Genomic DNA, 12,420 nt, shown 5'->3' on the forward strand with positions numbered 1-12,420 from the left:
GAGAACGGTCTGGAAAATCTCAAGGCACGTTATTCGGCGACGGAGACTCTTTTCAATCGCACATCGATTGCTGAGGGCGACAGAACCCTCACCCTACCCTCTCCCGGCGTACCGGGAGAGGGACAGAGGGACCATCGCGGCCGCGTTCGTTAGCCGAGATTCTTAATAATCTCATCCGCAAACTCGCTGCACTTGATCTTCTTGGCCCCTTCCATCTGCCGGGCGAAATCGTACGTCACGGTCTTGTTGGCGATGGATTTCTCCAGCCCCTTGATGATCGCGTCGGCCGCTTCCTGCCAGCCCATGTGCTCGAGCATCATTACGCCGGAGAGAATGACGCTGCCGGGGTTGACCACGTCCTGGTCGGCATACTTAGGCGCCGTGCCGTGGGTCGCTTCGAAGATGGCGTGGCCGGTGATGTAGTTGATGTTCGCGCCCGGGGCGATGCCGATCCCGCCGACCTGCGCGGCCAGCGCGTCGGAAAGGTAATCGCCGTTCAAATTGAGCGTCGCGATGACGTCAAAATCTTCCGGCCGAGTGAGCACCTGCTGCAGCGTGATGTCGGCGATGGCGTCCTTGATGACAATGCCCGCGCCCGGCTTGCCTTCCGGGATTTTGCACCACGGGCCGCCGTCGATTTCAACCGCGCCGAACTGGCTCTTGGCCAGGTCGTAGCCCCAGTCGCGGAAGCCACCTTCGGTGAACTTCATGATGTTGCCCTTGTGGACGAGCGTGACTGACTTGCGCTTGAACTTGATCGCGTATTCGATCGCCGATCGCACCAGTCGCTGCGTGCCGATCCTGCTCACCGGCTTAATGCCGAGGCCCACTTCGACCTTCGAAGCGTCGGCAAGTCCTGCGGACTTGGCGAACGCGCCGGTGGCATCGCTCGTGCCGAAGCGGATTTTCTTAAAATCCTTCGGGAATTCCTTGGCGATGAAGTCGAGCAGCTTCTGCGACTCCGGCGAGCCGGCCGCGTATTCAATGCCGGCGTAAATGTCTTCGGTGTTCTCGCGGAAGATCGTCATCGCGACTTTTTCCGGGTGCTTCACCGGGCTCGGCACGCCGGTGAAATATTGCACCGGCCGCAGGCAGACGTATAAATCCAGCATCTGCCGCAGCGCCACGTTGAGCGAGCGAATCCCGCCGCCGACCGGCGTGGTGAGCGGGCCTTTAATGCCGACAAGGTAATGTTTGAACGCCTCGACCGTTTCATCCGGCAGCCAGTTCTTGGTCTGATCGAACGCCTTCTGCCCGGCCAGCACTTCCTTCCACTTGATCTGCTTCTTCCCGCCGTAGACTTTTTTCACGGCCGCATCGAACACGCGGACACTGGCGCGCCAGATATCCCGGCCGGTGCCGTCGCCTTCGATGAAGGGGATCATGGGCTGGTCGGGAACTTGAAGTCCGCCTGCGGTCATTTGAATCTTGCTTGCCATGGGTTGCTCCTTTGAAAAAATGGTGCCCGTCGGGCTCCTCAAACTAACCGAAAATTCAGGGATCCGGCGGCGGCTCGAAGGGCGGCGGCGTGGAGGGATCCGGCGCGGGAGCGGGCACATCGATGGGCTCCGGATCGGAATTTGGCGTCGGATCCGGGGAAGGCATGGGCTCCGTTGGATGGGAGGGAGCCGGTGTGGGCATGGGCTCCGCGGCAGGCGCGGGGGCCGGCGTCGGCTCGGGAATGGGCGCGGGATTGGCAGCGGGCTCGGGAACCGGCGCCGGCGCAGGTTGCGGCGCGGGTTCGGGTGCGGGATTCGAAGCGGGTTCAGGTGACGGATTCGAAGCGGGTTCAGGTGACGGATTCGGCGCCGGTTCCGTTGTCGGCTGCGTCGCAGGCTCCGGTGCGGGTTCAGGTGCGGGAGTCGGCGCGGGTTCGGTGGCCGGCTGCGATTGTGGTTCCGTTGCGGGCGGCGTCGCGGGCTCGGCGGCGGGAGCGGGATCCGTTGCAGGCTGCACAGTGGTATCGGGTGCGGGTTCCGAGGCGGGCTCGGGTGAGGGCTCCTTTGTCGTTGCGGGCTCCATCGCCGGATCGGGCGTTGGTTGAGGCGCCGGCTCCGTGGCCGGCGGCGTCTCGGGCTTGGCTTTCGGAGCAGGCTCGCCGCTCCAGGGCAACACGGGCTTCGACGCCTGCGACGGCATCGGCACCTCTTCGGGTTGCGGCGATGCTTCCTCGCTTGGCGCCGCAGCCGGCTCCGCGATTTTTTCTGGCGCGGGCTCCGCGCTCTTGGCGATCGCAGGCTGCACCGTGGGTGCCGGCGGCGCCGCGACCGCAGGCTCGGCGATGTTCGAACTCTTGGCCGCCGTCGTCGGCTCCACATTGCGCGGCGCGGAAATTTCCGCCGGTGCCCGCCCGTCGATCTCCGACGTCGAAACCACAGGCAGCGGCTTGGATCGATCGGGCAGCGTGCTCGACTCCCCTCCGCCCGAGTAGGCCAGGATCTTGGCCTTGGTTTCCAGCGGCATCCCGGAAAGTCGCCGCTCCACTTCGTTGAGGAAGTGTTCCGCCTGCAGCCAGAAATGCGCCGGCACGGTGATCGTGCTCGTGGAGAACTCAACCGCCGGCGGATCGCCGTCGGTGACCTGCGCGGAGAATCGCCACTCGGTCTCCTCGCGGCGCACACCCGAGCCGGGAACCATCACGTCGCGGCGCAGGTCGCGCAGAATCTCGATGCGGCTTTCGGCGTCGTCGCGCCAGACCTGGTTCTCCACCACCACCCAGTCGGCGTAGCGCGGGTCCTCGGCGGACTGCACCATGGCCTTCCAGACTTGGTCGCGCGAGTGCCCGGGAAATTCGCGGTCCTTGGTGCCGCAGGCGCCCAGCAAGAGCGGCAGCAGCAGGAGCGGCAACGCTCTCCACCGCGCGGCGCTGCGGACGAAGTCAATCACGCGACAGGTTGGTGTGGACGCGCTGCACGTCGTCGTGATCCTCGAGAGCCTCGACCAATTTTTCAACTGTTTGAAGTGTTGGGGCATCGACGGAAACCGTATTCAGTGGAACATATTCGATTTGCGCGCTTTCCACAGCGATCCCCGCGGCCTCGACCGCCTCGCGCACGGCGCCGAAGCTGGCCGGCTCGGTCGTCACCTGCCAGCCCTCCTCCTCGCCGGCGACATCGTCGGCGCCCGCGGCCAGGGCGATCTCCAGCAGCGCGTCCTCGCCGGCGGCCTCCTTCGAAATCAGCAGGATTCCCTGCTGGACAAAGCCGAACATCACGCTGTTGGGCACGCCGATCTTGCCGCCGTTCTTGTCGAAGAGGGTCTTGATCTCGGGAGCGGTGCGGTTGGCGTTGGCCACCAGCGCCTCGACCACGATGGCGACGCCACCGGGGCCGAATCCCTCGTACCGGGTGGGCTCGAAGCGCTCGCTGTCCGCCCCCCCCGCGCCCTTCTTGACGGCCCGCTCGATGGTGTCGCGCGGCATGTTGCCGGCCTTCGCATCCAGGATGGCCAGGCGAAGCGCCGAATTGAACTTGGGGTCGGCTCCGCCCGCCCGCGCCGCCACCGTCACCGCCCGGCCGAGCTTGCTCCAGATCTTGCCGCGCTTGGCGTCCACGGCCGCCTTGCGATGCTTGATGTTTTTCCACGCGCTGTGGCCGGCCATCACTTGGCTCCTTCGGGCGCCGGTGCGGGGGGCACCGCGGGACGTGCCGCTGGCGCAGGGGCGAGATCCATCGGGGCCAGCTCGGGCATGCGATCCTCGGCGACGGCCTTCAATTTCCCTTTCGCGCGCTCGATGGCGGCGCCATCGTTGCGGTCGTAGAACTTCTCCGCGTCCAGCGCGCGGATGCCCCGCTCCTTCTGCTGGAGCAGCTGGAATGCGTTGACCACATTGGCACGCGAGGATTTGCCGGACGCCTGCTCGGCGATCAATCGCCACAATTTTTGCGCCTCCTCGGTTCTGCCCGAGCGGAAGAGCGCATCGGCGAAGTGGTCCATGGATTCGGGCGAGGCCCGCTCCCGGGCGAGCTCGAGCGAGCGGCGCAGCAGCGACACGCCGCCCGGCTCGCCGGACTCATCCTCAAGGCGCCCCTGCCGGTAGGCGAGCCATCCCGCGGTATCCAACGTGCTCGCGTCGGTCGGCGAAGCGGCGAGCGCCCGCTTCACCAGATCCAGCGTCGTGGAATCGATCAGACCTCGCTCCATGCGCAGCCACGCCAGGTTGTTCATCGCAGCCACCAGATCCGGCGACAATTCGAGGGCGGCTCGAAAGCATTCCTCCGCCGCGGCGGGCTGGCTCGCCAGAAGGAAGGCGTTGCCCAGCTCGGCGAGATCCTCGGCCTCGGTGGTGGAGGCCGGATCCTTGAATCGGAATTCGTGCTTTGTCCGCTCCTCCATCAGCCGGGCGCGGGCCCGACCTGCGTCCGCGGCAGCGAGCAGGGTCGCCAGCTCGGCGCGAAAGAGTTGCGAGCGATTTTTCCCCTGGCTCACGCGAACCGCCTCGCGGAGCAGGCATTCGGCCCGGTCCAGTTGCCGCTCGTCGACCAGCAGCTGAGCGGCCTCGATCACGCCGGCAACCTCCCACGCGCGGGCGGATTTTGCGGCCAGGGCGCAGGCCTCGGCGGAGCTTCCCTCCAGCATGACGCAGGCGAGAAAGAGCGGCGATCCCGAGGGATCTTCGAGCAGCGGCCGGGCGAGGGCGGCGATAAGTGCCGGCCGGTCGGCGACGTCGGGCGGCAGCTGTCGCGCCAGCGTCACGGCGGCCTGCCGCTGCACTTTTGAAAGCCGGCCGCCGCGGACCAACCCGCGGATTTCCTCGGCCGCCGAATCAGGCTCGCCCGAGAGCGCAAATTCGATCCGCTCCAGCTGCGACCGTCCGGCGGCCTTGCGCATGAACTCCGGGGCTCGTGACATCGCCCCCCACGCCTGCGATTTCTGCCCCGCGGCGGCGTGGCTGCGCACGCAGGCGCGGACGAAGGCGTCCGAGTCGGGATCGGCTGCGGACGCCTCGGTCAACAGGTCGATTGCCTCCAGCAGGCGCCCCTGCCGCGCCTTGGTCGAAAGGGCAGCCTCGCCCAGCTCTGCCGCCGCCGGATGCAGCACCTGCAGCGCGTCGAGGAATTTTTCCGTCTCGGGAAGGCGACCGGCATCCGCCGCTGCCGCCGTCAGCGCCTGCCCCACCGCGAGGTCCAGCGGATCCTCCATGAAGAGCAATCGCAAGGGCTCCAGGGCGGCCTCAGACTGACCCCGGCGCTGCTGCATGAGCGCCCTTTCGCGCCGGCTTTCGCGCTGCACCTGGGGAAATTTCGAGGTGGAAACGGTTTCCATGGCGTCGTCGTCGGGCGCCAGGCCGCGCTCGGGGGCCGCGATCTCCAGATATTTCCGCGCCGCCAGGCGATCGCCTGGCGCGGCGGTCATGGCCCGCTCGAGCGAGCCGCGGGCCTCGAGGGCGGACTCCTTGCGCTTCTCAAAGGTCCGCTCGGGGGATGGATCCAGCGTCAGCGCCGCGTCGATCGCCGCCCGCGCAACCCAAGCGTCGGCGCAGTTCTTGTCCAGCTCGATCGCGTGCTCCGCGTGACGGATGGCCGGGTCGATCTCCCCGCACTCAAGGAAGGCGTGGGAGAGCGCCGCGGACTCGGCGCAGGACGCGACGTCGCACTTCGAGGCGATCCGCTCGATCTTCTCGAGGTCCTGCTCGGTCGCGAGTGCCCGAAGCGCCGCGACGCGCGACGCGCTTCCCAGCGCGCCGGGCTCCGCGATGAAGGGCTCGATCGTGCGCAGCGCCAGCAGCGAGTCGAATCCCGCGAGGTCGACGTAGGCGGTCAGCAGCGCGCGGGTTCCCTCGCTCGCCGGGGCCTCGCGCAGCGCGCCGCGCAACTGGCGGGCGGAGATGGGCAGCGTGCGCAGCGCAAGCGCCCAGCGCCGTGCCGATTCCGGGTCCGTCTCCGCCGACGCGACCGCCCTGTGCACCACGGCTGCGACACCCTGTCGTGAGGCCAGAAATCCCGCGGCTTCCTGCAGCGCGATGGAGTCCTCGAGCACCCGGGGGGCTGACTCGAAGAGCATTTCCGCGGCATCCTCGTCTCCGGAGGCGAGCAGGCAGCGCGCCGCGATCTCGTCGTGCTTCGACGCCGCCGAACGCAGAAACTCTTGCAGGGGCTGGGCCCATCCATTCTGTGCCAGCCATGCGACTGCTGAGGGCGCCCCCGCCCGTCCCGGCCGGTCCGCTGGCTCCAGCGCGTCAAGGACTGCCTGCCGCGCCGCCGCGGTGCGCCCGGAGCAGGCCAGCGCCCAGACCAGCGGAGGCAGGCTCGTCGCGTCCGCGGCATCGGACTGCGCCAGCGCCGCGGAGAAGGAATTGGCAGCGGCTTCCCATCGCCCGGCGCTGGCCTCGAACTCCCCCGCGAAGCGGAGGAATTCCCGGCTCTGGCGACGCAGCGGCCGCTCCGTCGCGCCGATCTCCGCGATGGAGGCCTGCTCCAACGCGGCGGCCTCATGGAAGCACTCCGACGCCGCCAGCGGATAGCCGAGTTCGCCCAGCGCCAGCCCCAGCCCGGCCGAGGCGGCGATCCGCAATTTTTGATGGCCCGCCTTCGACGGCTCCGCGGCGAGCAGCCGGCGCCCCAGCAGCAGGCGCTCGGCGGCCGGAAGGAATTTTTTCGCCGCCAGAAAGTCCAGGCCGCTGGCCGCGGCCGCCTCGGCATCGTTCGGGGAAAGCGAAAGCAACTGATTCCAGGCGCTCAGCGCCGTGTCGCGCCGACCCGCTCCCTCAAAGAGCCGGGCCATTTCCCGCCAGGCGAGCGTATTTTGCGGATCGCTGCGGACTTGAGCCAGCAGCTGCTGCATCGCCTGGTCCAGTTCGCGCTGGCGGACATGGGTCCGGATCTTCGCCAGCCACTGCGGCTCCGCTTCTTCCTCAGCCGCCGGAGCGCCTTCGCCGGGGCGCGCGGGCGCCAGGATGCTTTCAGCCGCGGCCAGGGGCATCGTCGCCGTCGCGGGATCCTTCGCCGACTTGACCGACATGAACGTGGGAGGCGCCAGCGCTTGCGCCGGGCCGGCCTTCTCCTGCACTGCCTGCTGCCGGATTGCCTGGTCCGGAGTCGATCCCGCCGTCGCGCAGCCGGCGCCCAGCGCCAGAAAAATCACGGCCGCGATCGATCGCACCATGGGAGGCATCACTTCCGCGAAATGCGCTTCGTCCCGGCCGCCGCCGGCCGCCGCGCCGCGCGGCCCACCCGGGCGGGCCGTCCCGAGACCAGATAGCGGTCGACCGCCTTGCGGATGGCGACGTGGGTCGACACCGCGTCCTCGGCCCGCACGTGGCGCAGCATGAGTTGCGAGATGTCCGCCGCCGATCCCGCCGCGGTCAAAATGTCCGACTCCACCAGCAGGCGGATGGAGGTGCGGTCCATCGGCACCGCGTGGATGTTCAGCCCGAGCAGGCAAACCCGCGCCGCCACAAAGGGCGAGATGCCGTCAAGGCTCTCGATGTAGCTCTTGGCGTCGCGCTTGGGGATGGCGGTGAGGTGCTCCAGGCTCACCTTGTGCTGCCGCTTGAAGATGTCGTTGAGGGAGCGGCGCATCAGCACGCAGCGATCGTGGGCCTCGGGGTAGCGCACGCCGATGGTCTCGACCATCTCCTTTACCAGCGAGACGCGCAGGTCGTTGAAGTCGACCATGTCGTGCTGGATGCGCGACAGGGCGTGGGCGGTCTGGTCGCGCGAGGCGTCCATCAGCAGGAAGCTCTCGATCAGCAGTTCGATCAGGTCGGTCGAGGGGACCGGGTCCTTCTCCGCGTTGGTGCGGACAAACTGGGCGAACTTGGTGGTGTAGAGCTCTGGCTTCGCGGTCGTCATGGTTCCTCTGCTCGGTCATGGGGTGCGGAATCGTTCACTTCGGTTTGTCCGTTGGACGGCTTGGCGGCCTGCATGGCGGCGTCCAGGGCCGCCTGCCGCTTCAGCGAATCATCCAGCTCGAACTCCAGCCGCGGCATGCGGCGGATCTCGATCTTCTTGTACATGCCTTCCTTCAGGCGGCCGGCGGCATGCCGCAGCGCCGCGATCGCCAGCAGGCCGCGCTCCCCCGGCAGCACCGAGACCTTGAAGCGCACCGTCGAGCGGTCGGGGGCGACGGCGGCGTCGAGCACGCTGATCATGCAGCCCTCGACGCGCGGATCCGACAACCCATCCTCGGTGATGGCCGACTGCAGGGCGCGGCGGAGTGACGAGGCCAGCCGCCCCGCGCCGCGCTCATCCGAAGGCTCGTGGGCGTGGCGGTTCATCGCGTGGCGGGCATGGAGCGGGTCACGTTGGAGGTGCGGTAGCACTCGAGCACGTCGCCGGTCTTGATGTCGTTGTACCCGACGATCTTCATGCCGCATTCCATGCCGGCGCGGACTTCCTTGGCGTCATCCTTGAGCCGCTTGAGCTGCTCGAGCCGCCGGTCCTTCTCGACGACGATGCCGTCGCGGGTGACGCGGATCTGGGCATTGCGCTCCACCACGCCGTCGGTCACGTAGCAGCCGGCGATCATGCCGACCTTGGAGATCTTGAAGACCTCGCGGACCTCGGCGTGGCCCAGCACTTCCAGCTTGATCTCCGGCGTCAGCAGTCCGCTGGCGGCCTTGGTGACGTCGTCGACCAATTCATAGATGACTTCATAGAGCCGGATCTCGACGTTCTTGCGCTCCGCCAGGGCGCGGGCCTTGCCGCTGCTGGTGACGTTGAAGCCGAGAATGATCGAGCCGGTCGCCTCGGCCAGCGAGACGTCGCTCTCGTTGATGCCGCCGACCGCCGCGTGGCGGACGTTGACCGCGACTTCATCGGTCTTGATCTTGGAGAGCACCGCGCGGAGGGTCTCCATGCTGCCCTGCACGTCGGCCTTGACCAGCAAGCCGAGCTCCTTGACCTGCTCCTTGCCCATGTGCTCGAAGATGTTGTCGAGGGTGATCTTGGGCGCCGCCAACTCGCGCTCGCGCTCGATGCGCCGGCGGTCCTCGGCGGCCTCCTCGGCGTCCTTCAGGCTGGTCACGCAGAAGAACTTGTCCCCCGCGTCCGGCATCATGTCGATGCCGCTGATCGCCACCGGCGTGCTCGGGCCCGCCTCGTCGACGCGCTGCCCCTTGTCGTTCACAAGATCACGCACGCGCCCGAAGGCGCGGCCGATGACCACGAAGTCGCTGCGGCGCAGCGTTCCTTCCTGCACGATCAGCCGGGCGACGGCGCCGCGGCCCTCCTCGAGCTGGGCTTCGAGCACGGTGCCCTGGGCCAGGCCCTTGTAGTCCGCCTTCAGGCCGAGCAATTCCGCCTGGTAGTCGAGCACATCAAGCAACTCCTGGATGCCGGTGTTCTTGGCGGCGCTGGTCTTGATGACCTCGGTCTGCCCGCCCCACTCCACCGGATTGAGCCCGTGCTCGGCGAGCTGGCCGAAGATGCGCTGGATGTTCTTCTCGGTCGCCTCCGGCTTGTCGATCTTGTTGAGAGCCACGATGACCGGCACGCCCGCGCTCTTGGCGTGGTTGATGCTCTCGATGGTCTGCGGCATCACACCGTCGTCGGCGGCGACCACCAGGACCACCAGGTCGGTGACCTTGGCGCCGCGGGCGCGCATGTTGGTGAAGGCCTCGTGGCCCGGCGTGTCGATGAAGGTGATGACGCGCTCCTGGTCGCCGGCCTTCACCGGCGTCTGGAAGGCGCTGGTGGCCTGGGTGATGCCGCCCGCCTCGCCGGCGGCGACGTTGGCGTTGCGGATGCGGTCGAGCAGGCTGGTCTTGCCGTGGTCGACGTGTCCCATGATGGTGACCACGGGGCTGCGCGGGCGCTCGTCGCTGCGGACGCGCTCCTTGAAGCCCGCCTCGATGATGTCGGCGGCGCTGCGGGCCTCCTCGATCACCAGTTCGATGTCGAACTCAAGCATGGTTTCCAGGGCCTGGTCGGAGGAGATGATGCTGTTGATCGTGGCCGTCGTGCCCTTCATGAAGAGGCGCTTGAGGATGTCCGACGCCTTCACACCCGTCACCGAGGAGAGCTCCTTGATGTTGATGGGCTCGGAGATCTTGACGACGCCGGTCACCGGACCCATCTGCCGCACGGGCTGGGCCGAGGTCTTCTTGTCGGTGGTGCGCACGCGGTTCTTCTTGAAGAACCCGACGGAGGACATCCGCTCCTCGCGCTCCTTCAGATCCTGCTTGCGCCAAGGATCGGCGGGCGCCGCTTCGCCGGCGCGGCCGCGCCCGTCGTTGGCGATGACGCGGCGCTTGTTGCGGCCGCCGGCGCTCTTGTCGGGTCCGCGCGAGGGCGCGCCCGGGGCCGTTCCGGCTCCCGCGCCTCCGGTGGCGCCGCCGCCGCCGAATCGCGAGCCGGGTCGATAGTCGCCGGAGCCCATGCTTGGCCTGGGCCGTGGGGCGGGAAGCGTGTCGGCCTTCTCGACGCGGATCACCCGCGGGCCGGAGAGGCGGGTCTTGTCGGGCTGCTGCAGCATCGGGCCGGCGGCGCGCACGTCGGTCGGACGCGTCGGCACATTGGCCTTGGCCGGAGGTCCGGGCCGCAGGAATGTTTTGGGCGGAGCCGCGACCGGCTTGGGAGCCTCGGCGGCGACGCGCGGCGCCTCCGCGGTCTTGGCAGCGCCGCCATCGGCGCCTTGGTCATTGTCGGCGCTGGGCGCGGCGACTTCCTTTTTCTTTGCGTGCAGCGTCGAGGGATCGACGACGGGCGCCTCGGGAACCTCGGCGACCTTGGGCTCCGCCTTGGGAGCCGCCTTGCGAACCGGCGGCGCCGGCTTTTCCGCGGCCGGCCGGGCCGCCAGCTTCTTCGCGGTCACTTTCTTTTCGGGCTGATCACCGGCCTCAGTGGCCTTGGCCGTCTGGGCGGGAGCTTCCTGCACGGCCACCGACGCGCCGCCGCTGCCGCCAAACCATTCGCGGATGGTCTGGGCCAGTCCGATGGAGATGGTGGACTGGGGCTGCTTGACATCGGGAATGCCCTCGGATTCACAGCGTGAAACAATCTCCTTGGTGGGGACACCAAGTTCCTTCGCCAACTGCGAGACGCGGACTTTCGTGATCTTGGCCAATGGAATTCCTTTGTAGTTTCAGTTCAAAAATTTCAGGTTCACAACGCGCATGCAATTCAACTCTTTCCGCCCAGAATGTCGTCGGCCGTGTCTTCCGCGGCCTGGTCGGTCTGGACCGCGGGAGCGGCTCCCAGCAGCACATCCGCCGCGGCGCCCTCTTCGGCGGCCAGCCGCTCGGCGGCACTCTTCTCCTGCTCCTGCTGCTCGGCAACGATCTTTGCCTTGTCGATGCAGGTGGTCACGATCAGGTCGGCCAGCTCCGGAGCGATGCCGAGGTTGGTCTCCAGGATCTCCGGGCCGACTTCCTCCACGTCGAAAACGCTGATCAGGCCCAGCGCGCCGAGCTTGTCGAGCATTTCGTCGGTGATGCCTTCGATCGGGCGCACCGTTTCCTCCAGAATGGCCAGGCCCTTCTGGAATTCGGGCGGGGTGAGAATGTCGACGTCCCAGCCGGTCAGGCGGGCCGCCAGCCGGACGTTCTGTCCGCGCCGTCCGATGGCCAGACTCAGTTGATCCTCGCGCACGATGATGGTGGCGCGGCCGAGCTCGAAGCAGAGCGTGACTTCCTCGACTTCGGCGGGCTTGAGGGCGTTGGAGATCAGCACTTGGCTGGATTCGTTCCAGCGCACGATGTCGATCTTCTCGCCGCCCAGCTCGTCGACGATGTTGCGGATGCGGCTGCCGCGCACGCCGACGCAGGCGCCGACCGCATCGACCTTGCTGTCGATGCTGGAAACGGCCAGCTTGGTCCGGAAGCCCGCCTCGCGGGACATCGCCTTGATGTCGATCACGCGTTCGGCAACTTCGGGCACCTCGGCCTCGAAGAGTCGGCGGATGAAGTCGGGATGGGCGCGGCTGAGCACAATCTTGACCTGGTGCCCGGCGTCGCGGACATCCAGGATGAGGCAGCGCACCCGGTCGCCCGGCTGGAACTGCTCGCCCGGGATCTGCTCGCTGCGCGGCATGAAGCCCTCGGCGCGATCGATCTGCACCACCAGCGAGCCGCCCTCGTACATCTGCGCGGTGCCGGTGACCAGCTCGCCCTGGCGTTTGGAGAACTCCTCGAGCAGGCTGTTGCGCTCCTCCTCGCGGAATTTCTGGATCATGACCTGCTTGGCGGTCTGGGCGGGAATGCGGCCCAGCGAGGCCAGCGGGATCTCCTCCTGGGCGCCATCCTCCAGGTTCCTCCAGATGCGCAGCGCGCCATTGAGGCGGTCGATCTCGCAGCCGAACTCCTCGAGATTCTCGCTGTTGAAGTGCTTGCGGGCGGCGCTGACCATGGCCTGCTCGAGGTCCATGAGAAGGATCTCGCGGTCGATATTGCGGTCGCGGGCGATGGAGTCGAGGATTCGGAGGGTTTCACTGTTCATTGGGATGTCTCTTCTGTTTTTGAGTGACGAAAATTGAATTGTC

8 protein-coding genes are annotated in these 12,420 nt (G+C 67.5%); all 8 read right to left on the minus strand.

All coding sequences use genetic code 11. From position 1 onward, the window contains the following. Nucleotides 1–149: 149 nt before the first annotated feature. From icd to nusA, 8 genes are read right to left on the minus strand one after another with little or no spacing between them, the layout of a single operon-like run. Entirely contained in the window at nt 150–1,439 is a 1,290-nt protein-coding gene (gene icd, locus K8R92_11080) for an NADP-dependent isocitrate dehydrogenase (GenBank protein MCE9620431.1), read from the minus strand. A 55-nt stretch (nt 1,440–1,494) separates the two neighbouring features. Next, nucleotides 1,495–2,886 (minus strand): hypothetical protein, encoded by a 1,392-nt coding sequence (locus K8R92_11085; GenBank protein ID MCE9620432.1) that lies wholly within the window; start codon nt 2,884–2,886, stop codon nt 1,495–1,497. Continuing rightward, the gene (locus K8R92_11090; GenBank protein ID MCE9620433.1) at nt 2,879–3,601 is read right to left on the minus strand and encodes a YebC/PmpR family DNA-binding transcriptional regulator; all 723 of its coding nucleotides are present in this window, start codon (nt 3,599–3,601) and stop codon (nt 2,879–2,881) included. Before K8R92_11090 ends, K8R92_11085 begins: the two co-directional genes overlap by 8 nt. Continuing rightward, nucleotides 3,601–7,104 (minus strand): hypothetical protein, encoded by a 3,504-nt coding sequence (locus K8R92_11095; GenBank protein ID MCE9620434.1) that lies wholly within the window; start codon nt 7,102–7,104, stop codon nt 3,601–3,603. The genes K8R92_11090 and K8R92_11095 overlap by 1 nt, the downstream gene beginning before the upstream one ends. 8 nt (nt 7,105–7,112) lie before the next feature. Beyond that, on the minus strand, nt 7,113–7,793 hold the full coding sequence (locus K8R92_11100) for a hypothetical protein (protein MCE9620435.1): 681 nt from the start codon (nt 7,791–7,793) through the stop codon (nt 7,113–7,115). Beyond that, nucleotides 7,790–8,218 (minus strand): ribosome-binding factor A, encoded by a 429-nt coding sequence (locus K8R92_11105; GenBank protein MCE9620436.1) that lies wholly within the window; start codon nt 8,216–8,218, stop codon nt 7,790–7,792. Before K8R92_11105 ends, K8R92_11100 begins: the two co-directional genes overlap by 4 nt. Then, nucleotides 8,215–11,007, minus strand: a complete 2,793-nt coding sequence (gene infB, locus K8R92_11110) for a translation initiation factor IF-2 (protein MCE9620437.1) — start codon at nt 11,005–11,007, stop codon at nt 8,215–8,217. Before infB ends, K8R92_11105 begins: the two co-directional genes overlap by 4 nt. A 56-nt stretch (nt 11,008–11,063) precedes the next feature. Next, complete coding sequence (gene nusA / locus K8R92_11115; protein ID MCE9620438.1) at nt 11,064–12,305, minus strand: transcription termination factor NusA; 1,242 nt, start codon at nt 12,303–12,305, stop codon at nt 11,064–11,066. Nucleotides 12,306–12,420 lie beyond the last annotated feature (115 nt).

Source organism: Planctomycetota bacterium (genome assembly GCA_021414025.1).
Lineage (GTDB): Bacteria > Planctomycetota > Phycisphaerae > Phycisphaerales > SM1A02 > SYAC01.

Bases quoted from the DNA above. Each gene is read 5' to 3' on its own strand.
- icd (MCE9620431.1), bottom strand. From the start codon at position 1,439: ATGGCAAGCAAGATTCAAATGACCGCAGGCGGACTTCAAGTTCCCGAC.
- K8R92_11090 (MCE9620433.1), bottom strand. From the start codon at position 3,601: ATGGCCGGCCACAGCGCGTGGAAAAACATCAAGCATCGCAAGGCGGCC.
- K8R92_11095 (MCE9620434.1), bottom strand. From the start codon at position 7,104: ATGGTGCGATCGATCGCGGCCGTGATTTTTCTGGCGCTGGGCGCCGGC.
- K8R92_11100 (MCE9620435.1), bottom strand. From the start codon at position 7,793: ATGACGACCGCGAAGCCAGAGCTCTACACCACCAAGTTCGCCCAGTTT.
- K8R92_11105 (MCE9620436.1), bottom strand. From the start codon at position 8,218: ATGAACCGCCACGCCCACGAGCCTTCGGATGAGCGCGGCGCGGGGCGG.
- nusA (MCE9620438.1), bottom strand. From the start codon at position 12,305: ATGGACCTCGAGCAGGCCATGGTCAGCGCCGCCCGCAAGCACTTCAAC.